Annotated in this window: 36 protein-coding genes; all 36 read right to left on the reverse strand. The window is 51.6% G+C overall.

Annotated elements, in window-relative coordinates; all coding sequences use genetic code 11:
- Nucleotides 1-23: 23 nt before the first annotated feature.
- The 36 genes from NT073_RS24635 to NT073_RS24810 all read right to left on the reverse strand — a co-directional run bounded on the left by NT073_RS24635 (nt 24) and on the right by NT073_RS24810 (nt 16,682).
- Complete coding sequence (locus NT073_RS24635; protein WP_297378967.1) at nt 24-356, reverse strand: hypothetical protein; 333 nt, start codon at nt 354-356, stop codon at nt 24-26.
- Between the two features lie 16 nt (nt 357-372).
- Complete coding sequence (locus NT073_RS24640; protein WP_297378969.1) at nt 373-636, reverse strand: hypothetical protein; 264 nt, start codon at nt 634-636, stop codon at nt 373-375.
- Nucleotides 617-811 (reverse strand): hypothetical protein, encoded by a 195-nt coding sequence (locus tag NT073_RS24645; protein WP_297378971.1) that lies wholly within the window; start codon nt 809-811, stop codon nt 617-619. Before NT073_RS24645 ends, NT073_RS24640 begins: the two co-directional genes overlap by 20 nt.
- A complete protein-coding gene (locus NT073_RS24650) occupies nt 795-1,508 on the reverse strand; it encodes a hypothetical protein (RefSeq protein WP_297378973.1) in 714 nt (237 codons plus the stop codon). The genes NT073_RS24645 and NT073_RS24650 overlap by 17 nt, the downstream gene beginning before the upstream one ends.
- Nucleotides 1,509-1,510: 2 nt before the next feature.
- Nucleotides 1,511-2,158: a J domain-containing protein gene (locus NT073_RS24655; protein WP_297378975.1), complete on the reverse strand. Its 648-nt coding sequence runs from the start codon at nt 2,156-2,158 to the stop codon at nt 1,511-1,513.
- Nucleotides 2,159-2,160: 2 nt separating this feature from the next.
- Nucleotides 2,161-2,478, reverse strand: a complete 318-nt coding sequence (locus tag NT073_RS24660; RefSeq protein WP_297378977.1) for a hypothetical protein — start codon at nt 2,476-2,478, stop codon at nt 2,161-2,163.
- Nucleotides 2,475-2,999 (reverse strand): hypothetical protein, encoded by a 525-nt coding sequence (locus NT073_RS24665; protein WP_297378979.1) that lies wholly within the window; start codon nt 2,997-2,999, stop codon nt 2,475-2,477. The genes NT073_RS24660 and NT073_RS24665 overlap by 4 nt, the downstream gene beginning before the upstream one ends.
- Entirely contained in the window at nt 2,996-3,253 is a 258-nt protein-coding gene (locus NT073_RS24670) for a hypothetical protein (protein WP_297378981.1), read from the reverse strand. The genes NT073_RS24665 and NT073_RS24670 overlap by 4 nt, the downstream gene beginning before the upstream one ends.
- Complete coding sequence (locus NT073_RS24675; protein ID WP_297378982.1) at nt 3,253-4,044, reverse strand: PRTRC system ThiF family protein; 792 nt, start codon at nt 4,042-4,044, stop codon at nt 3,253-3,255. Before NT073_RS24675 ends, NT073_RS24670 begins: the two co-directional genes overlap by 1 nt.
- Nucleotides 4,041-4,781, reverse strand: a complete 741-nt coding sequence (locus tag NT073_RS24680; protein ID WP_297378984.1) for a PRTRC system protein B — start codon at nt 4,779-4,781, stop codon at nt 4,041-4,043. Before NT073_RS24680 ends, NT073_RS24675 begins: the two co-directional genes overlap by 4 nt.
- Nucleotides 4,753-5,742 carry a hypothetical protein gene (locus NT073_RS24685; RefSeq protein ID WP_297378986.1) on the reverse strand — a complete coding sequence of 330 codons (990 nt, stop codon included), beginning with the start codon at nt 5,740-5,742 and terminating at the stop codon, nt 4,753-4,755. Before NT073_RS24685 ends, NT073_RS24680 begins: the two co-directional genes overlap by 29 nt.
- A 23-nt stretch (nt 5,743-5,765) precedes the next feature.
- Nucleotides 5,766-5,975, reverse strand: coding sequence for a hypothetical protein (locus NT073_RS24690; protein ID WP_297378988.1), 210 nt, complete (start codon nt 5,973-5,975; stop codon nt 5,766-5,768).
- 1 nt (nt 5,976) lies between these two features.
- Nucleotides 5,977-6,204: a PRTRC system protein C gene (locus NT073_RS24695; protein WP_297378990.1), complete on the reverse strand. Its 228-nt coding sequence runs from the start codon at nt 6,202-6,204 to the stop codon at nt 5,977-5,979.
- 59 nt (nt 6,205-6,263) lie between these two features.
- The gene (locus NT073_RS24700) at nt 6,264-6,965 is read right to left on the reverse strand and encodes a hypothetical protein (protein WP_297378992.1); all 702 of its coding nucleotides are present in this window, start codon (nt 6,963-6,965) and stop codon (nt 6,264-6,266) included.
- Between the two features lie 56 nt (nt 6,966-7,021).
- Complete coding sequence (locus NT073_RS24705; protein ID WP_297378994.1) at nt 7,022-7,549, reverse strand: hypothetical protein; 528 nt, start codon at nt 7,547-7,549, stop codon at nt 7,022-7,024.
- Nucleotides 7,530-7,820: a hypothetical protein gene (locus tag NT073_RS24710; protein ID WP_297378995.1), complete on the reverse strand. Its 291-nt coding sequence runs from the start codon at nt 7,818-7,820 to the stop codon at nt 7,530-7,532. Before NT073_RS24710 ends, NT073_RS24705 begins: the two co-directional genes overlap by 20 nt.
- The gene (locus NT073_RS24715; RefSeq protein ID WP_297378997.1) at nt 7,817-8,149 is read right to left on the reverse strand and encodes a hypothetical protein; all 333 of its coding nucleotides are present in this window, start codon (nt 8,147-8,149) and stop codon (nt 7,817-7,819) included. Before NT073_RS24715 ends, NT073_RS24710 begins: the two co-directional genes overlap by 4 nt.
- 18 nt (nt 8,150-8,167) lie before the next feature.
- Entirely contained in the window at nt 8,168-8,656 is a 489-nt protein-coding gene (locus NT073_RS24720) for a hypothetical protein (protein WP_297378999.1), read from the reverse strand.
- Between the two features lie 48 nt (nt 8,657-8,704).
- A complete protein-coding gene (locus tag NT073_RS24725; RefSeq protein ID WP_297379001.1) occupies nt 8,705-9,067 on the reverse strand; it encodes a hypothetical protein in 363 nt (120 codons plus the stop codon).
- Between the two features lie 538 nt (nt 9,068-9,605).
- Nucleotides 9,606-9,959, reverse strand: a complete 354-nt coding sequence (locus tag NT073_RS24730) for a hypothetical protein (protein ID WP_297379004.1) — start codon at nt 9,957-9,959, stop codon at nt 9,606-9,608.
- Nucleotides 9,960-9,995: 36 nt separating this feature from the next.
- The gene (locus NT073_RS24735; RefSeq protein WP_297379006.1) at nt 9,996-10,241 is read right to left on the reverse strand and encodes a hypothetical protein; all 246 of its coding nucleotides are present in this window, start codon (nt 10,239-10,241) and stop codon (nt 9,996-9,998) included.
- A 6-nt stretch (nt 10,242-10,247) separates the two neighbouring features.
- A complete protein-coding gene (locus NT073_RS24740) occupies nt 10,248-10,484 on the reverse strand; it encodes a hypothetical protein (RefSeq protein WP_297379007.1) in 237 nt (78 codons plus the stop codon).
- On the reverse strand, nt 10,454-10,795 hold the full coding sequence (locus NT073_RS24745; RefSeq protein ID WP_297379009.1) for a hypothetical protein: 342 nt from the start codon (nt 10,793-10,795) through the stop codon (nt 10,454-10,456). The genes NT073_RS24740 and NT073_RS24745 overlap by 31 nt, the downstream gene beginning before the upstream one ends.
- Nucleotides 10,788-11,129 carry a hypothetical protein gene (locus NT073_RS24750; RefSeq protein ID WP_297379011.1) on the reverse strand — a complete coding sequence of 114 codons (342 nt, stop codon included), beginning with the start codon at nt 11,127-11,129 and terminating at the stop codon, nt 10,788-10,790. The genes NT073_RS24745 and NT073_RS24750 overlap by 8 nt, the downstream gene beginning before the upstream one ends.
- A 4-nt stretch (nt 11,130-11,133) precedes the next feature.
- Nucleotides 11,134-11,328: a hypothetical protein gene (locus NT073_RS24755; protein ID WP_297379013.1), complete on the reverse strand. Its 195-nt coding sequence runs from the start codon at nt 11,326-11,328 to the stop codon at nt 11,134-11,136.
- A complete protein-coding gene (locus NT073_RS24760; protein ID WP_297379015.1) occupies nt 11,325-11,663 on the reverse strand; it encodes a hypothetical protein in 339 nt (112 codons plus the stop codon). The genes NT073_RS24755 and NT073_RS24760 overlap by 4 nt, the downstream gene beginning before the upstream one ends.
- 29 nt (nt 11,664-11,692) lie before the next feature.
- Nucleotides 11,693-11,941: a hypothetical protein gene (locus tag NT073_RS24765; protein WP_297379017.1), complete on the reverse strand. Its 249-nt coding sequence runs from the start codon at nt 11,939-11,941 to the stop codon at nt 11,693-11,695.
- A gap of 15 nt (nt 11,942-11,956) precedes the next feature.
- Nucleotides 11,957-12,424: a JAB domain-containing protein gene (locus NT073_RS24770; protein WP_297379019.1), complete on the reverse strand. Its 468-nt coding sequence runs from the start codon at nt 12,422-12,424 to the stop codon at nt 11,957-11,959.
- Nucleotides 12,425-12,454: 30 nt separating this feature from the next.
- Entirely contained in the window at nt 12,455-12,877 is a 423-nt protein-coding gene (locus NT073_RS24775) for a hypothetical protein (protein ID WP_297379020.1), read from the reverse strand.
- A gap of 148 nt (nt 12,878-13,025) precedes the next feature.
- Nucleotides 13,026-13,448 carry a hypothetical protein gene (locus tag NT073_RS24780; protein ID WP_297379022.1) on the reverse strand — a complete coding sequence of 141 codons (423 nt, stop codon included), beginning with the start codon at nt 13,446-13,448 and terminating at the stop codon, nt 13,026-13,028.
- 76 nt (nt 13,449-13,524) lie between these two features.
- Nucleotides 13,525-13,986, reverse strand: coding sequence for a hypothetical protein (locus NT073_RS24785; RefSeq protein WP_297379025.1), 462 nt, complete (start codon nt 13,984-13,986; stop codon nt 13,525-13,527).
- A complete protein-coding gene (locus NT073_RS24790; protein WP_297379027.1) occupies nt 13,986-14,798 on the reverse strand; it encodes a DUF4326 domain-containing protein in 813 nt (270 codons plus the stop codon). Before NT073_RS24790 ends, NT073_RS24785 begins: the two co-directional genes overlap by 1 nt.
- Nucleotides 14,795-15,256, reverse strand: coding sequence for an ASCH domain-containing protein (locus tag NT073_RS24795; RefSeq protein WP_297379028.1), 462 nt, complete (start codon nt 15,254-15,256; stop codon nt 14,795-14,797). The genes NT073_RS24790 and NT073_RS24795 overlap by 4 nt, the downstream gene beginning before the upstream one ends.
- 75 nt (nt 15,257-15,331) lie before the next feature.
- The gene (locus NT073_RS24800; RefSeq protein WP_297379030.1) at nt 15,332-15,505 is read right to left on the reverse strand and encodes a hypothetical protein; all 174 of its coding nucleotides are present in this window, start codon (nt 15,503-15,505) and stop codon (nt 15,332-15,334) included.
- 27 nt (nt 15,506-15,532) lie between these two features.
- On the reverse strand, nt 15,533-16,255 hold the full coding sequence (locus NT073_RS24805) for a hypothetical protein (RefSeq protein ID WP_297379032.1): 723 nt from the start codon (nt 16,253-16,255) through the stop codon (nt 15,533-15,535).
- A 16-nt stretch (nt 16,256-16,271) separates the two neighbouring features.
- On the reverse strand, nt 16,272-16,682 hold the full coding sequence (locus NT073_RS24810; protein ID WP_297379034.1) for a hypothetical protein: 411 nt from the start codon (nt 16,680-16,682) through the stop codon (nt 16,272-16,274).
- Nucleotides 16,683-16,704: the final 22 nt, after the last annotated feature.

A 16,704-nucleotide genomic window follows, 5' to 3' on the forward strand; every position in this document is an offset into this window, starting at 1 on the left:
TTTGTTAGCCTTTACTGTGGGCGTTAAAACACCGGGATTCCGTGCGGGTAGATTTGGTGGGTGAACGTTCGCCAGTCAATTTGTGTCTGCTGCTGCTTACCGGCCCATTCAGCCATATTGTCAACGTGCTGTGCGCACTGGCCGACTACTCCGTTGCCAATCGTGAGAATAAAAATCATTACCTTTTTGTCGACCGTTAGGCCGTGGGCCTCAAATCGCTTTTCTATGGCCTTCAGTACCCAGCCCCCGGCGGTAGCGGCAATCTCCTTAAATAGCCCGTCTACGCTGGCCGCTTGCTCCAGACAGATAAATATCGAGACCTCCCCTCGTGTCATTTCCCTTGTTGTGGCATCCATGCTGTTTTTGGTGTTTTTACGGTTGTAGTATGCCTAGTTTAATTAAATCGTCCCGGCTTACTTTCTGCCGGGCCTGTTGCATTAGTGCCCGGTCTTTTAGCTCCTGGAAGCGGTCGGTTGAAAAGTGCTGTGCGAAAAACTCCCTACCTGTTTTCACCAGTTTAACGTGATAGATTTCGTCGCAGGTTGGGCAGTAGTAGCAGTCCTCGAATAACAGGCTTTCCGGCAGAAAAATGTGTTGGTGGCCTTGCGGGCAGTGTTTAAGTGGTTTTATCGTCATTGGCTTTTTCTTCGATTAATTGAGCCTTGTCAAAGTCTACCCTCCGGCTGCCGTGGCTACTGTGCGTGGTGGGTATCCAGTAGCCGTACTTACCTACTGTTTCTATCCTGCCTCTGACCCGGCGACCATCGAGGTCGGCTTCGATCAAGTCACCTACCTCAAATTGATTCATCATCTGCTGCTGCTTTGTCGATTGCCTTCTGTAGCTCCTTCATTTCGGGACTCTCGGCAAACTCTTTGCTACAGGTCATGTGGTACGGCGTTCCGTTCTCAGTGATGCCCGTATGTGAGCCAGCCCACTCTTTGGCGTAGGGGTGTTCGACTTCCTCTTTCACATGGTACCCCAACTCTTCAACTTCCTCAAAGAAGCTATACACCGTTTCTGCGTCGGGGCTATGTGCTAAAAAGAAGCTCCACAATAGCTCAAACGTCGGCAACGTGCCCACTTCGTGGCGGTCACCAATGAATGTGCCCATTAACGTATCCAAATCCTCTTGACTCATTTTCTCAACCGGTAACGCTGGCTGATCAGTTGGCAAGGGCATTGGGGTTGGTCTAGCAACCTCCTGCTGAGGAACAAGTATTGATTCGGTAAACAACTCCTCAATTTTCCGGCAATCATTGTGATCGTCCGAACTGCCGTAAAGTACCTCTCCAATCAGTCTGGAGTACTTGGCCGATGAGGTTGTACAGAATACATTCTCCGGCTTTTCGTAATCCCACATTTCGAAGATCACAAAATCGCGCTGGCCGTCGGGTCGGGCAATCCAGCCATAGACAACGTAGAAACCGTCGTCGGTTACGGTGTAGCGGTCCCAGACAACCGGGATAGCATTACTAAGTTTGGTAGTTATTTCGATGATTACGCTCATAGCTATTTGAATCCAAAGTGTTTTTTCGCCTTCTCGTAGGCTTCCTGAAGTTCCTGAAATTTGATAGTACTGCCCCCCGGTTTGTCGGGGTGATATTGTTTTGCCAGTCGCCGATAGTTCGTCTGAACCTGCGAGTAGGTTACCACCTTACCCACAATTTGCAACACATTGCGCCAGTCACCTTCTGGCCATTTGTGGGGCGGTGGTGGCTGCTTTTCCTGTTTTGGCGGTGGTTTCTGTTCGACCGGTGGTGGCTTACAACTGAATAGTTCCCCAATCGTCGCATACATGGGGATGGCTAACCTGTTTGTAAATCCACGAATCTCCGCAACAGACAGTCCGATCGCACGAATGTTCCCCGCAATTGAATCGTATAGGTCGCAACTAATGCACAGCCATTCGCTGGTTAGGGTCCACTTAAACCAGACAGCGACACCCATATCCCCCAGCTTCGGTTGTCTCGCAGACGGTAGCCCATCCTTGCGAAGTGCCGCATTTGAGCTTATCACAATGATTTTAGCGCCGAGAGCGTCCATCTGTTTGAGCAGGTGGTCGCGGGCACTGGCCAGACTTACGGCGGTCTTTGTCGACTCCGGGGTTGCGCGACGACGCCGACCGGCGGGCCAGGTGAGGGGATACGGTGGCAACATGGTTATTTATTGGTTTTGGCTTCCTGTTTGTCTCTTTGTAGCTGCTCTACCTGTAGCTGGTCCTCCAGCTTGTCGAACGGATCAACCATGCCCCCGTAGCTCCGTAGCCCTTCCAGTGTTTTACCCCGGCTGAGCCATTCGCCGTGAATTTCTCGTAGCTGGCTGGCAAAGCACGTTTCTGAACCGAAGGGGTAGCCCGACAGGTTTAACACCCGCTTGATAAATGCCCGGTCGGTGGTGCCGAACATAATGGCCACAATGTAGCGCACGTCACTGATGCCGTGGACGGCTTCGTAGATATCAAACTTTTCGATTTTCATGCCTTGATTCGTTTTAAACACTTTTCTTTCTTATCCGCTTTCAGGCCCAGCGCGGCCCAAACTTCCGGCGTGTTAGGTATCATTTCCCTATCCTGCCCCTCGCGCTGTACCAGCGTAAACAGCGTATCAGCCAACAGCTTTGAGATAGGCATACTGCGCTCCGAGTCGTGATAGCCGGGGGTTAATTCTTCGTACAGACCAGCGTACTGTTTGCTGAGTACATAGCCCGCGTTATCAGGGCCCCACAGCAGTATGTGGCTATCCTTGGACGTGGTGTGATACAGCGAAAGAACGTAGTACTGCGTCAGTTCCTCGACATTGGCTGATGCCAGTGCCAGGGCTTCCGTGCTGAACAGCTTGTTTTCGTAAAAGCCGGGGGAGGGTATGCCGGGCACGTAGAGCCAGTAAGACAGTCCCTTTTCGTCGTAGCTCATGCGCTTGATTGTGCCGCTGTGCGCCACTCCCCGCCAGTCCAGAAACCAGACGGTTTGGTTTAGTTCGTAGTTGGTGTTGATTGTCATAGCTGCTCCTCGTCGTCCCGTTTAATTCCCAGTTCGTTGGTCAGGCTGTCTACTGAATTGGTAGCTGCCTCGACCTGCAGGAATGCCTTCCGGAGTACCCAGCAGATGGTTGCGTCGCTGGTTAAGTTGCTGTGCAAATTGGCGTCAAAGCCTCCTTTGATGTTTGCTTCCTGCGTGATGAGGATAAAGTTTTTAGCGCGTAGCAGGGGCAGAATGTACTTGGCCCGGTGGTAGATACTGTACAGGATTTTCATTACACTTTGAGGGGTTGCGACCGGAAATCGGCCAGATTAAGAAAAAAGCCCCGGCTGTCGGTCATGCCGTTGCGGAACAGGTTCCACAGCAAACTCATGCCCATCGTAGCCAGCGTGCCGTTCATGTACAGATCCTGCTTGGTGAGGGCTTCGGCCAGCGAACAGGACGGCGTATCATCGCCCGTTTCCGACTGCGCCAGTACCTCGGCGTATTCGTCCGTGACGAAGGGCAGCAGGCCCACCGGCGTAAACTTCTCGGATTTGGGCTGCGGGTGCTCACCCACGGTCGACAGGATGCACTGGCCGGTGTAGCGGCTGTTGCCGAAATCCATCCAGTAGTACTTATGCTCGGGGCCGTCCTGTTTGTTCTGCGGCTTGTTGAGGATGGCGGCAATCTCGATGCGGGCGGCTACCGAGTCCACGCAGGTAATGGTCAGGTTGGCCAGCCCCGTCCGACGACGGGCTTTGAGTCCCTCGATGCTGTAGCGGCAGGTAAAGGCTTTCCAGCAGGTGCCGTAAAAGCGGTTGATCCGGTTGACAAGGGCCACTGACTTGCTTAGGTGCAGTTCCGATTCGGCAAACAACTGGCGGCCAAGATTAGCCTGCGTTACTACGTCATCGTCGTAGACATTGACCTGCAAGCCGGGGTGTCCCAGATTAAACAGGGCGGTGTCGAGTTGGGCAAGGGCCGTTATGACCTTACTGCCCGTCCCTCCTGCCCCGATCAGGTTTACGGTAATGGGATTGGTCGGTTGGAGCAGATAAGGTGCTGTGTAGTGTTTACGGCTCATTGTAGCAGTTGGGCAAGGGTGGTTTTGGTTTCGAGTAAGGCACTGACGGGAAAAGGCCGGGGCGTGGCGACCTGCTCCTTCCAAAGCTGGACGATATTCGTCTTGGTGAGAATGGCGCTGGCGTGGGTGAAGTAGCTGTTAAAAAAGTAGTGTTCCCACTGGTCCATGAACTGGGTGAGCGAAACGTCACCGGCGAAATCCTTCTGGACGTTGCCCATGCAGACGTGCCCGTCACTGCTGGTATTGAAAAAGGGGGCGTAGTACAACTGACTTTTGGCCGTGGGTCGTTTGTTGGATTTGAGGGCAAAGAGCCGCAGTGATTTTCGGGTGGCAATCCACAGCAGGGCCGGTACCTGGCCTTTGCCGTTGTCGATTTCGAGCGATTTACTGAAGAACAGCGGCTGCTCTTTGGCGGGGGTGTACCAGACGACGGTATCGCTCTTGTCGGTGTTAAAGTACAGGACGTTTTCGGGGAACAGGCCCGCGCAGTGGAACGGTGCCTTCGGCGGCTGCTTGCCTTTTTTGGCCGTCTTTTTCGGCGGCTGGTAGAGCGTTTCCGACAGGGCTTTCGCTTCCTCGTGGCTGAGCGGGTGGGCGTTGATGGGCTTGCCGGTCTGGGGGTCAATGTCGTGCGATTCGACGTAGTAGGACTGCTTATCGGGGTCATTGAGCCGCATGAGGACCAGCGCCTGAACGGGGCTGTAGGTCTTACTGAACAGGTGCGTTATATTCTGCATCGAGCTTGTAGAGGTAAGTCGTAAAGGTGTGTATCAGTTTCATCACGCGCCGGTGAAAGCTAAAGTCATGGGCGCTGCCGGGCTGGCCCGTTTGCGGGGTATCGAAGAACTGAAACGTCGTCGGGTAGCGGGGTTCGGCTTCACCAAAGTCGGAATCAATGGCGTGGCTGATTGCTTCGTAGGAGTCGTCCGAATCGATCCAGTAGAAGGACATCGTTTGCGACAAATCGAAGTCGGGGCCATACTGCTCCTCGGGGTTTTTCAGGCTGATGTCGCAGTGCTCCATTATCGACCGGTGGGGGAACTCACGGTAAAGCTCAAGGCCCGTTTGGGCTATCCGTTTCAGGGTTTCGTCGAGCGCGGTTTTGACCTTGAACTGTTCCAGCCGGTCGGCAAATTGCAGCAGTACGTAGGCGTGGTTGAAATGCTCCAGACAGGCCTGCCCCTTTTTCTGGATGTCAGCCATATACTGCTCCATGTGCCGGTAGTGGGCTTTTGTTTCCTCATCCTCATCCTCCCACTCTACACCTTCGGTAACCATGTGGTACTGGTAGCCGATATAGCCATTTTCGGTAAAAAACGGGATTTCGACAATGTGATTCAGGTAGCAGTACAAGCAGTCGAGCAGCGCCAGCCGGTCGCGCCGGTCGTGGTCTTTTAGCTGGTGGTAGTAGGGCCGAACGGGAATGTAGAACAGTTCGGTATCCATGCCCATCTCAGCAGCGGTGGCCAGGGTTGCCGCGTGTTGCTCATCCTGGCAGATCAGCAGGTGTAAACTCTCGTCCTGTTTTTCCAGACGTTGCTGAGCCCACGCGAAGGCCTGGGCAATGTTGCCCGGATAGGCGTCTACCACCTTGGCGCGGTAAGCAGGCCAGCCGTAAAACTGGCACAGGTTAGAGAGGGCGTAAAAAAACTCATCCTCGATGGCTTCCCGGTTCTTGAGCTCGTTCGACTCCATCATGTAGACCGAATCGAAGGAGTGGTTCAGAAGGGCATCGGCAACTGGCTCAGGGGTACGCTCCGGCGCGGGTTGCCGGGTACGTCTGCCGCGTCGGCTAGCCGGTTCATGTGGTTGAGGAAGCTGCCTAGTTTGCTGTGCAGGTTGCATACGGAGTAATCGGGTTTTTGAACGGATCGCATGGGGCGGGCGACTGAATCGGTGTCAGCCGCCCGTTGTAGTTTTTGCTCGTGCATACTAGCCTTTAGTACCCATGACGGATTCGAACTTGTACTCGATGCGGTCCCCGTCGATGATCGAGGGGCCGTTGATTTTGCTTGACACCAATTCGGGATAGGTGTTGGCGTAAAAATTCTGGATGGCCTCGGGACTCATGTTAGGGTCGATATCCACCAGGGGAATCGTCGTGCCTTTGTGGCTGAAATTGAAAACGCGGGGCATGGTAGTAACCAGTAGGGATGCCATAGGATGTATTGGGGGTTGGGATAATAAAGTGATTTAACGTAGCTGCTGTAGTGGGTAAATTAGTCGTCGTTGGTGTCGTCAACGTTGCTGTCCTCGTCGTCCTGATCTTCCGTGGAATAATCATCGTCCTGGGCCTGATCAACCTCCGAGTCTACTACATCAATGTCGGATTTTACGGCCGGAGCAATGTCTTCCGTCTTTGGTGATACGTTCGCCGGGGTAATAAAGCCGTAGGCGCGCAGGTCGTTCAACTGCTTGCGTTTGAGACTTACGGCGGGTATGTGATTGGGGAATTCGGCAGGCGTGGGCAACTTCTTGATGGCCTCGTTGTACTTCTTGTCCGCTACCAGCTTGTCGATGTCAGTCATCAGGTTATCGAATTTCTGCTGGGCAATCTGCTCTGGTGATAGTGCCGGGGCTGGTTTGGCAATTTCTTTAGCCGGAGTAGCGGATTTAGTGGCAGCAGCTTTGGCCGCGGCTGAAATTTTCTTGGCGTCCTCGACGGATTTTAGGTGGGCTTCCATGCCGATCAGCAGGCCAGAGTGTTCTTTCAGGGGCGTTGAGAGGGCCGCAAAAAAGCCTTCGTCAATCGTGGCCGGTAAGTCGGTAAAGGCAATGGGGGCAATCTGTTTGGCGGCTGGGTCACCACACTTTTCGTTACGGAGCATAACACTGACAGACAGTTTTTCGCCATTGGGGCGAATAACGATGTGGAGGTCTCCGGTGAGGTTGAGGTCGGCAATGCCTTGGAAAAATTGCATGGTATTTGATTTAAGTAATTGAACAAGTAAGAAAGTAGGCGTACTAAATACGGGAATCAGAATAGGGAAAGCTGAACGGGTTTAGTTGTCTTTTCGGCGGGCGTAGCTACTGGCCAGGGTAGCGGCTTGGGCGCCACCTGTGGCTTGACGATCCGCACCGGTACGGTAGCGGGTTCAACCCGTTCCGGTTGCAGGTGCTCATACCCGGCTGCCAGTGCGTGATTATGTCGTTCCCTGGATTCCGTACCCAGCGAGTCAGCCCGAACCGCGTCCCCGTCGATGCTGACCATCCAGCGAAGCGAACGGTTATGGGCCTGATGCGGGCAGGGGCACAGATAGGCGAGTTGCAGACTGTGGTAAGCCTTGCCGTTCGAGTAGAGCGATAGCCGGGCGTTGCCGGTTTGTCCGGGGGCCTGGCAGGGGTGCGCGGTTTGTAGCCAACCCAGATCCAGTCCGAGCACCGACCCCTGCGTGATAAACGTTTGAACAAGGGGTGTGGCGGTAATCGTGCCCAGTTCAGGGGCGGTGACGGTTAGCGTAGACTCTTCGTTGAATTCGGTGCCGTTAAGCTGAAAGTTTCGCATCTGGAATGGGCTTTATTCGCTCTTTAATTAATTCATCAAGTCGCTTATTAGCTTCATCCAACTTTCCAGATGAGACTATAGATGATCTTACTTTTTCGGCCTGTTGCTCCGCCATAATTGTATAACACTTAATCGGTTCATCGTTTTGATCAATAAGGTTATCGGCAACAGTTTTCCATGATTTATCACAAATGCCAACCTCAATTCCATAGGCTATTTTTACGCCTATAGCCTGACCGTAGGTTACAGGCGATTTAATTTTCTGACTCATTTGCTTAGTGTGTAATAAATGCCAACGTAGTACCGCCAGCCGACACTGATTTCGCCCTGGCTTAACTTCTTGCCCATTGTGAACCCGGTGTGACGCTGTGGCATATACGCCGTGTCGGCCGACAAGCTCATGTTGTCGAGGGCATCGTGATAGGCTTCATAGGCACTATCGCCTACACCTACGACTACCTCATCAAAGCCCGAATCAATGGCGGACAGCCCTTTAAAGTAGTCGGGCAGGTCTTTGCCGCAGTCAACGGCTTTGTAGCCCGTAATGGCCTTTAATTGAAGCAGACGGGCGGCTTGTTCTTTCTGTGCTTGGGTTGCCATGGTAGTTGGTCAGGCGGTTTATTTTAACTGGAGTTGCTGATTTTCGCGCCAGAGCTTGTCGGCGTCCGGTATGTCAATATCAAAATCGCGCTTAGCCATTCGGCGGCACTTCTCGACGTACTCCCCGAACTGAGCCGTATTAAGCCGCGAGGTAGACATGGGCATTTTATCGTATTCGCCTGTTTCGGGATTCCAAACCAGTTTACTATTAAAGCGCAGTTTCAGTAGTTCGTGGGTTTCTTCGTCGTCGAGGTCTTCCCCGTAGGCTTCATTAATGGCATCCCGGATGATGGTTACCACGACGGCATGGTAGTAGCCGTTCTGCTTTCCGGTCCGTTTCTCCCCGATTATCTCGACGGTCAGCGAACAAATGCCGTTCTTGACGTTAAGCAGCGCATTAAGAAACTGGTCCCGCTTAATGACCGACAGCTTGCCGTTCAGCATGTTGCCGAACGTAGTGACTTTGCGGAGTCGTCGGATGGTGTCGGGCTTGGGGGCGTTGCTCATGAAAGTAAATTCATCCCCCCCGGTATCATCAGCCGGGGGTGTATAGATTTATAGATTGCGGATTGACTTTTTCAGGTCGTGAATGGCCTGTTTAAGCTCGGCTGACTTGATGGTGTAAAAGTCCTTCGGGGTCATTAGTACCCATTCGATTGGCCCGTGGCCATTGGAAGCGCAGAAGTTGGCGGACAGATCATTGGCCGCAGCTTCTGAAAACTGAGTAGGAAACACCTGACCGATTTCAACCTGAGCCAGGTTGTCAGAGTCAGCCATTACGGTGTAGACTGCATCTTCACTGGCAACGATCCACGGCGTGGCGGACAAAATCGGGTAGCCTTTCGGGTCCAGCTTTTTCTTCACTTCGACCCGGCGACTTTCCAACGTTTTTACCAGGGCTTCTAACTGCGATTTCATTGTGGTAGCTGATTTAAGTAGTGAATTATTGTGATGTAAATATAATAAATATTATTGAAATATATAATGATTATTAATAGTTTATGAAAAATAAATGCCTGACAGTCAGTGTCAGGCATTTATGCAATTAACTCTTTGACCACCGGGCAACGTTTTCCCCAAATGCTACCCGACGCATAATGTCGGCCTGCCTATTAGCCCAATCCCAGTCAATATCATTATCGTTTAAGGCTAGCCATATGACTTTTCCCGGTGTACACTCGAATGAGAAGCCCCCGGCTTTGGCGCAAAAAAAATGCCCGGGCTTTTCTTTAGATAAACCGTGATAATGCCGACTGTCTGAAAATAACGTGTTTTTTGCATCATCGACTAATTCGGCCAGTTGATACGTGTGGACTGAGTTTTCTAAAGTTAGCGTAAGGTTAACTACATTCATTGCCTTATCTGTATTAGGTTATTATCAGAATAGCCTGATACCCGAAGGTGCGATTGAGTGGCAATCTAAACAGGGACTCCCCGCAAAAGTTGAGGGAGTAAATTAGCTTCCGTAGTAATGAACTCGCTCCTGTACGCTGGAATCGTTAACCGTAAAAGGCTCCCAGAAATCACCATTACGCCACTCAGTATATTGGCGTCCTAAGCTGTCTGTCTTAATAGCAATGGATCCGTCACCCCCAAAGCGGGCATCTTCGGAGTGGGAAACCCAGTCGTTCATATCCACATGTTGATTGACATACACCCCTGCAAAGTTGCTATTTTCAGACAGGTCGTTACCGTCGATCATAATGACATATTCCAGGCTAGTAACGTGTGGGAGATTATCAGGATATACCCGGATTATGGTATCGTCATTCAAATTAATCAGGGCTTCGTAGGCGGCTTGGTTTAACATGGTTGTTCTGGTTTAGTGGTTTTTAGTGATGAGTAATCAGACCAAATCTTGCTGACTCAGCCACGGCTTAAGTTGCAGCACGTTTTCCTCCCGGCGATTACCGGGCGTGATCTTACCCCCATCGGGCAGATCGTAGTCCCTGGCCACTTCCAGTTCGGCAATGGCTTTTACGGCTGTGTACTCTACATACACCTGAATGTCGCGGATAATGTAGACGACCTCTACGGGGTTGGGATTTACAGCCAGCACGACGGACTGGCCGATAAAGTAGTTTGTTTTCATGGCTGCTTAGTCTTTAAAGGGTTGGTTGGCATTGGCCATGTGCCAGTTATCGGTCCAGGCGGTCATCAGCGCACAGCGTTGGGCATGGTCAAAACCGTTGGTGTACACCAGCTTTTCGAGTTCCTTATCCACGCAGGGCGCGCAAACCAGTCCGGCGTGAAACGCTTTCGTACCCATAACGGCCGCAGTAAAGAAAGCGGTCGTGTAGTCGATTACAGGGATGGTCGTACTGATTTTTTCCATATATCGCGGACGGGCTTTTTTGGGTTGGTGAGTGAGTACTGGCGCTGAATGCGCTTGTCAGTACGGGGTAGACGGTTGGTAGGGCTTAAGTCCTGTACGGACACAAACTGGCTGGGGCGGCCTGGGTTGAGCAGAAACAGGCCCACGTAGTCAGCAATGAAATCGGTCTGGTTAATATGGAACCGGCCTGCCGCCGTGGGTGCCGTAGCGCCGTTATAAAGGGGCAGTTTCTCACAGTAGATAATTCTACCGTCCAGCAGGATTGTCAGCAGACGGCCTACCTTATACGCTTTCAGGGGTAGCTTATTCATCGGATTGGTTGCCAAAGTCTGATTTTTGGTCGAGGAGAAACGTAACAGAATCCGCTTGGATCAACCTTGACTCTATCCGCAAAAAATTGCAATCTGAGTCGGCTATTTCGTCGCCAATACCGGGAAAAAAGCCAAACGCGGTATGGTATGCCTTAATGGTTTGGTAGTACTCCTCGTACGAATTCATCCAGAGTTGCAGAAACTCGTCTGTGTCGTCCTCGGCATTAACGCGGGTTAAGATTGTTTCTGCGTAGGGTATCGTCAATCCGAAAACGACCCTGAACCCGTTTAACGTCCATTCTTCGGCACCGTAGTAATCGGTCAGGTGATTCATAAACTTAGCAGCGATTGGAGTAGCATTTAACGTACTGTAGATTGGCGGGCAGGTCCAGCTTGAGTGCCCGCTTGGCGGTGGTGTCCAGCCAGTAGGGATAGGTCAAATTGGCGTAAAAGGGCGTATTGGTGCGGAGCAGGTAATCCTTGGCGGCTGTCTGCTGGGCTTCGCTGGCAAAGACAAAGACGGTTCGTTTCATGCTTCCTGATTGACTAGCTGATTGATTTGGCGAAGGATAGATAAGGGCTGGCTGGCTATTGATCGGCTTAACGTCATACGAAGCTCTTTGGCCTCCTGCTCGTTAGCATAAGCCTGTTCGTTGAGATAAGCTCGGTACTGAGGAGAATAGTTACCTCCGTCATGTTCGCCACTTTCCCGTTCAAATCGATCTATCTTATTACCGTAAATATTGACCGATACCCATTTTGGCCCCGCCTGTACAACCAGGCATGCTTTGCTTTCTGGTTTTCGGTTTCCATGATTAATTGATACAATAAAAACAGTGTCGCCTTTTTTGGTGTGTTGTAATTTCATGCTGGTAGCTGATTTAATGAGTTGATTAATTATACTTGATTTTGATTGTCTAGCATCACTTCACTAACCGACCACTTCCGCAACTTGTCGATCGTACAGCCCTGCACTGTGACGGGCCAACCGGTTTCCCGGCGAATCTGACTGATGCGCTGCTCCGTTAAATTAATTGGGTTCTGCTTGTGGGCGAGCAAAGCCCGCATAGAGCCGTAGAGCCACTTCTTGCCTGTTTCCGCTTCGGTAACTAAGTAATCATTGATTTCGCCTTTACTGTTAGCCATTGGGGTAATTGGGGGTTATAATGCGCCGTTGTCGGCGAATGAATAGTAGCTGCCTACGGTAATAATCACGTGGTCCAGCAGGGAAATACCAAGCGTCTTACCCGCATCCTTTAGGCGACGGGTAATATCGCGGTCCGCTTCGGACGGGGTGAGGTTGCCGCTGGGGTGGTTGTGGGCTACGATGATCGAACTGGCGCAGCAGTTCAGGGCTACCGTGAACACAACCTTAGGATCACAGGGCGTACCCGAAATGCCGCCTGAACTGACTTTATAGTAGCCACACACCTCGTTTTGGCTGTTCAGGCAGATCATTACCATTTCTTCCCGCCACTCGATTTCGTCGGCGTTGAAGCACATACGGGCAAAGGTTGCCACGTCGCTTGATGTGCGGACGGTGTACAGCTTGAGGTCAGCCTTAGACTTTTTGTACTTGACCGAGATGCTGATTTCGGGTATTTCGTAGGCTGAATTAGGCATTTTCATGGGGGTAGCTGATTTAAGCAGGGTGAATGATTAGGCTTTGCGGACGGACTGAATGACTTTGTTGACTTCGAACAGTTCGCCCTCACTGATGAACTTATTGGCGATTTTGATTTCGGTCAGGCCGAACTTGCGGACCAGAAACTTGATGTCGTACTCGGCATCGTCGGCCTTGGTGAAATGCCCGTTCTGGCAGTGCTGAACGAAGGAGAAGGCTTTCAGTTCCAGCAGGGCCTGCGGGCTGGCCAGAGGGCCGATGTTGTTTTTTTCCATCTTCCAGATAGCCGCGAAGAACTTCAGCCCATTGGCGTTGCAGTAGTCTACGTTCTTGGCCTTGTCATGGGAGAACGCCAGCTTGCTGGTCTTGTCGTTAATCAGGTAGTCGGTATCGATTGTCGTCCGGCTCGATCCTAATGCAACTAAAGCCTGTCCGCCGATCATTAACTGTTTTTCCATTGTGGTAGCTGATTTAAGTACTGAACTATGATGTAAATATAGTACTTTATTTTAAGTTTACTATTCATAGTGAAAATAAATGTAAAAAATAAATGCCCAACGGAAGCCATTGGGCATTTGATACAATCGATTTCCCCTGTAATCCAACTTAGGTCAGTAGCTCTTTTTCCTGTTCTGTTTTTAAGTCGTCCATTGAAAAGATGATGCCCACACAGTACGGCTCCTTGTCCTCAAAAATCACAAAATAGGCATGCGGTATGTTGGCTCCGAGCACCCATGATGATTGTGCGCCAGGCGGGCACCAGTGGCTTTGTATCTCTTTGTAGGGGTAATTCATCCCGGTATAAATCTGCATGTCTTCATCGTCCAGAAACTCCCCTTTTCGGTTCAGGTAGATTGAGCCTGGGCCTGATCGTTCGTCATGAATGGCGCCCCTGAATTCAATCAGATCGTCGGACGCCCCAAAGACCACAACCAGCCCCGCGTCTTTGGCGGCTTCTTCTTCCTGCTTCGTTATCTCATTTCCGTACTCCCGGCCCGTCAGGCGAAGGGCTAAATCAAATAGTGTCATTTGGGTAGTGATTAGTGGTTAAGGTCATTAAAGGTGTCGTAATGCCCCTGTCAGCGCGACAGGGGCATGGAATGGCCTAGTCAATTGGGTTAATGCCGAATACTTCCATTTCCGGCATACAGCCTACAGTCGACACGAATACGATGCCGTGGTTGTTGGCTACCTCTTTGAGCCCGTACTCCCGCAGCTTCCAGGCCGATGTGAGCGTAAACGTGGGCTGACCGTTGAAGGTGGCCGCTTGCCGGTAGACAGGTAAATCAAAGCAGTCGGGGTGCTTCATTTCCTGACTCTGCCCTTCGAACTGACAGGCATCAGCCCAGTAAACGTGCATAGGCGGCTGGCCTGCTACCATGCGGACGAACACCATGCCCGTTTCGGCGACACGCTGGTATTCCTGCTCACTGAGTTGCCAGGCACTGACGTACTCCTGTGTCTTGTGCTTACCCAGCGTGGTTTCCTTTGCCCAGACGGGGTAGCGTTCCCCGGCCGCATTTTCAGCCGTGGCATTCTGTTCGATAAATTCGGCGTGGGTTGCCATTAGCTGATCGGGTTGGCAAGGGTGATCAATACGTCCCGGTGGCAGGGGCCGTCGAGACTACAGTAACAGGCCAGATTTTTGTCTTTGAGGTCGAAAATACGGTCCCTCATGTATTTGAAGCGGTCCCGGACTTCGGGCATGACCTCGTGGGAATTCAGGTTGTTCATCATATCGCGGAACTTCTGTACCACGTTGATACGGGCCTGTTTTTCGATTTCAGCGACCGAGTAGAACCCGGCCTTTTTCCCGGCCTGGGTGAGGTTTTCTATTTCCTCCTCGACGGTGAACGGATTCGACCACTTGCCGGGGCGGGTCACGCAGACGGTATTTTCGGGCAGCCTGAAGCCCCTGGTTCGTTTGCGCTGTATTCGCAGGGGTAAGGTTTCCGCAGCGGGTGCGGGGAGTAGGCTCTTTTGGGTCAGCACAGCATCTATGGCCGTATCGTCGGCGGGTAGTTCGACCGATCCCGTCCGAATCAGTGTAATCAGTTTGTTGAACGTCTCGACCTGGGACGGTTCCATGCGGCAGACCAGCATCATAGATTCCTCGACGATCCGGACCAGCTTGTAGTGCGTCAGTTCAACGTCTAGGTTTCCCTTGTAGAACCGTTCTATGTGAACGTCCAGCCGTTTGGTAAGCTGGTTGGTGAGCATCTTGATTTCCTGGCTGTAGGCTTCGGTTTCCTTAACGTCGTCGCAGACGCCAAGCATAATGGTGTTACAGGCGTGAGCCATCAGAACGGCAATGTGTAGCTTTTCGGTAGGTAGCTGACGGGGGCCAAGGGCTTTGACCGGGTCAATGGTTTGCATCATTGGTTGGTGGGCTGGTTAAGTGGGGGTATCTCGTAATTCCAAAAGCCCTGTTTGCCTTTGGCCGGGATGGGCGTTTCAAAAAGGACGGGGTTTTTCGTCTGCCAGGCAAAGCGGTTTTCTGAATAGTCGCCGTAACAAATTTCCTGTAGCGTCTTTTTCCAGTTCGGGTCTCTCTGGAATCCTATTTTCTTACAGGCCTCAAATGCCCACGTTTTGGCGTCCACGGTGCCAATAACTTCTACTGTGCCGACAATGCACCCTTTTGGTAATTCGATCCCTGCAAGCTCGGTTTTAAACGGCTCCTCTTGCAGTAGATCACAGCACCATTTGGGCATGCCGGCAGTGGCATGAATGGCCAGCGGCCCCCGGTAGTTGGTGTCCCACGAACGGGTTTCGTTTGTTTTCAGGCCCAGCACCATTAAGGTAGCATAGGGTTGGTATAAGCTAATTACGCGCATTGATTTGGTGGGTTTATCTCTCAACCAAAACGCGTCAAATAAACGGGCGTTGGCTGAGAGACTGGTTGAGAAAAACTATTTCATTTGTTCGATTATCTGCTGCATGGCGTCGTTTAAAACGGCCAGGGCTTCGACACCTCGCACTTTATCCGTTGGTCGTCCGGACGTGATTTCAACTGACGTAATCGTACCGTAAGGCGGCTTGGTGTCGCGGATGACCTTGACCGTTATTTTTGTTATAGTACTCATGGGCTTATACGTGGTTGGGCGAGAAGACTATTTGGCGGGGTCGCCTTCGACTACCTGGCCCCGGCGCTCGATGACTTTCTGGTAGCTCATACGGGCCAAATCTTCGATGGTCAGCCCCCGGCCAGCGGCAACCGCTTTGAGGTAGTAGAACGTATCGGCCAGTTCCTTATCGAAGGCTTCGTCGTCATCAATGGCAACTAAAATGATGTCTTTATGAATATCTCGAATGTCCTTCTTTATCGAATCAAGCATACCAGCGTTAAGCTCAAAGTTGCCGCTTCGTCTATTGAGCTTATTAGCAATCCTTTGTCCATCCGGAACAAACTTTGCCCACTCTTCGAACCTGGCTTCCTGGCTCACCTCCCCAACTTCACCCATTAACCCCAGCATCGCTACCGGATGCACTGAGCCGGGTTTGTAGCCAATTTTTGTTTGTAGGTCAGTAAGTTTTTCGAGGTAACTTTCGGGCTTCAGCGAGTAGGGCGCACCGTTCAGCGGGGCCGCTGGGTCTTCGGCTCCTTCGCACAGTATATTCAGAAACCGAATCGCACCAGCGTTGGCAATTTCATGCATTAACTCTTTATCGATTTCGGAGTCTTTCGTGTACTTGTCTCGCTCATCCTTAATCGCCATGGCAATATTCGCCTGGTAGGCATGGTACAGGTCTTTGTCGGCTTTCAGGGCGGCAATCAGCGTGAGGACGGCTTGCTGGGTCTGGTCGGGGGTTGGGATCGTCGGGGACGTTTGCATAGGTTGTGATTAGTTATTAATTTGTTTGGGTGGGTGAGAACTGCAAGCCGATGCCGACAAAGGGCTGTCCGGTTTGCGCATCGAACAACCCATCGCCCGGCGTGTTCAGCAGCAGCCTGTCTCCGTACATGCACAGGCCAGGCTGTAAGGCCGATTCGGGCACCTGGTAGGGTTGTTTGTAGATTTCGACCGTTGGTTTACTGGCCATCTTTCCCGAGATAATCCAGAGGTTTTTTGCGTAGCGGACCAGAATGACCATACCCAAAGCCTGCCAGAAATCAATATCCAGCAGGTGGGTAAGTCGCATCGAAAGCCAGAAGCCAAAAGCGTAAAACAGGTAGATAGGCAGGTAGATGACCCAGCCAAGCAGCATTTTTCCAAGCAGGGAGCCCCATATTTTGGGTAGGTGTTTTAATCGTTGTTTCATTGGTTTGTAGGGGTAAACTGTG

It is taken from the genome of Spirosoma sp., from assembly GCF_026391055.1.
Classification (GTDB): domain Bacteria; phylum Bacteroidota; class Bacteroidia; order Cytophagales; family Spirosomataceae; genus Spirosoma.

Coding starts and splice junctions, on each gene's coding strand:
- NT073_RS24715 (WP_297378997.1), bottom strand. CDS start 8,149: ATGGCAACCCAAGCACAGAAAGAACAAGCCGCCCGTCTGCTTCAATTA.
- NT073_RS24730 (WP_297379004.1), bottom strand. CDS start 9,959: ATGTTAAACCAAGCCGCCTACGAAGCCCTGATTAATTTGAATGACGAT.
- NT073_RS24670 (WP_297378981.1), bottom strand. CDS start 3,253: ATGAAAATCCTGTACAGTATCTACCACCGGGCCAAGTACATTCTGCCC.
- NT073_RS24720 (WP_297378999.1), bottom strand. CDS start 8,656: ATGAGCAACGCCCCCAAGCCCGACACCATCCGACGACTCCGCAAAGTC.
- NT073_RS24660 (WP_297378977.1), bottom strand. CDS start 2,478: ATGAAAATCGAAAAGTTTGATATCTACGAAGCCGTCCACGGCATCAGT.
- NT073_RS24765 (WP_297379017.1), bottom strand. CDS start 11,941: ATGGCTAACAGTAAAGGCGAAATCAATGATTACTTAGTTACCGAAGCG.
- NT073_RS24800 (WP_297379030.1), bottom strand. CDS start 15,505: ATGAGTACTATAACAAAAATAACGGTCAAGGTCATCCGCGACACCAAG.
- NT073_RS24780 (WP_297379022.1), bottom strand. CDS start 13,448: ATGACACTATTTGATTTAGCCCTTCGCCTGACGGGCCGGGAGTACGGA.
- NT073_RS24635 (WP_297378967.1), bottom strand. CDS start 356: ATGGATGCCACAACAAGGGAAATGACACGAGGGGAGGTCTCGATATTT.
- NT073_RS24755 (WP_297379013.1), bottom strand. CDS start 11,328: ATGAAACGAACCGTCTTTGTCTTTGCCAGCGAAGCCCAGCAGACAGCC.
- NT073_RS24750 (WP_297379011.1), bottom strand. CDS start 11,129: ATGAATCACCTGACCGATTACTACGGTGCCGAAGAATGGACGTTAAAC.
- NT073_RS24645 (WP_297378971.1), bottom strand. CDS start 811: ATGATGAATCAATTTGAGGTAGGTGACTTGATCGAAGCCGACCTCGAT.
- NT073_RS24725 (WP_297379001.1), bottom strand. CDS start 9,067: ATGAAATCGCAGTTAGAAGCCCTGGTAAAAACGTTGGAAAGTCGCCGG.
- NT073_RS24675 (WP_297378982.1), bottom strand. CDS start 4,044: ATGAGCCGTAAACACTACACAGCACCTTATCTGCTCCAACCGACCAAT.
- NT073_RS24685 (WP_297378986.1), bottom strand. CDS start 5,742: ATGATGGAGTCGAACGAGCTCAAGAACCGGGAAGCCATCGAGGATGAG.
- NT073_RS24640 (WP_297378969.1), bottom strand. CDS start 636: ATGACGATAAAACCACTTAAACACTGCCCGCAAGGCCACCAACACATT.
- NT073_RS24735 (WP_297379006.1), bottom strand. CDS start 10,241: ATGAAAACAAACTACTTTATCGGCCAGTCCGTCGTGCTGGCTGTAAAT.
- NT073_RS24745 (WP_297379009.1), bottom strand. CDS start 10,795: ATGAATAAGCTACCCCTGAAAGCGTATAAGGTAGGCCGTCTGCTGACA.
- NT073_RS24655 (WP_297378975.1), bottom strand. CDS start 2,158: ATGTTGCCACCGTATCCCCTCACCTGGCCCGCCGGTCGGCGTCGTCGC.
- NT073_RS24785 (WP_297379025.1), bottom strand. CDS start 13,986: ATGGCAACCCACGCCGAATTTATCGAACAGAATGCCACGGCTGAAAAT.
- NT073_RS24690 (WP_297378988.1), bottom strand. CDS start 5,975: ATGCACGAGCAAAAACTACAACGGGCGGCTGACACCGATTCAGTCGCC.
- NT073_RS24740 (WP_297379007.1), bottom strand. CDS start 10,484: ATGGAAAAAATCAGTACGACCATCCCTGTAATCGACTACACGACCGCT.
- NT073_RS24795 (WP_297379028.1), bottom strand. CDS start 15,256: ATGCGCGTAATTAGCTTATACCAACCCTATGCTACCTTAATGGTGCTG.
- NT073_RS24775 (WP_297379020.1), bottom strand. CDS start 12,877: ATGGAAAAACAGTTAATGATCGGCGGACAGGCTTTAGTTGCATTAGGA.
- NT073_RS24650 (WP_297378973.1), bottom strand. CDS start 1,508: ATGAGCGTAATCATCGAAATAACTACCAAACTTAGTAATGCTATCCCG.
- NT073_RS24700 (WP_297378992.1), bottom strand. CDS start 6,965: ATGCAATTTTTCCAAGGCATTGCCGACCTCAACCTCACCGGAGACCTC.
- NT073_RS24705 (WP_297378994.1), bottom strand. CDS start 7,549: ATGCGAAACTTTCAGCTTAACGGCACCGAATTCAACGAAGAGTCTACG.
- NT073_RS24810 (WP_297379034.1), bottom strand. CDS start 16,682: ATGAAACAACGATTAAAACACCTACCCAAAATATGGGGCTCCCTGCTT.
- NT073_RS24710 (WP_297378995.1), bottom strand. CDS start 7,820: ATGAGTCAGAAAATTAAATCGCCTGTAACCTACGGTCAGGCTATAGGC.
- NT073_RS24665 (WP_297378979.1), bottom strand. CDS start 2,999: ATGACAATCAACACCAACTACGAACTAAACCAAACCGTCTGGTTTCTG.
- NT073_RS24790 (WP_297379027.1), bottom strand. CDS start 14,798: ATGATGCAAACCATTGACCCGGTCAAAGCCCTTGGCCCCCGTCAGCTA.
- NT073_RS24805 (WP_297379032.1), bottom strand. CDS start 16,255: ATGCAAACGTCCCCGACGATCCCAACCCCCGACCAGACCCAGCAAGCC.
- NT073_RS24760 (WP_297379015.1), bottom strand. CDS start 11,663: ATGAAATTACAACACACCAAAAAAGGCGACACTGTTTTTATTGTATCA.
- NT073_RS24770 (WP_297379019.1), bottom strand. CDS start 12,424: ATGAAAATGCCTAATTCAGCCTACGAAATACCCGAAATCAGCATCTCG.
- NT073_RS24680 (WP_297378984.1), bottom strand. CDS start 4,781: ATGCAGAATATAACGCACCTGTTCAGTAAGACCTACAGCCCCGTTCAG.
- NT073_RS24695 (WP_297378990.1), bottom strand. CDS start 6,204: ATGGCATCCCTACTGGTTACTACCATGCCCCGCGTTTTCAATTTCAGC.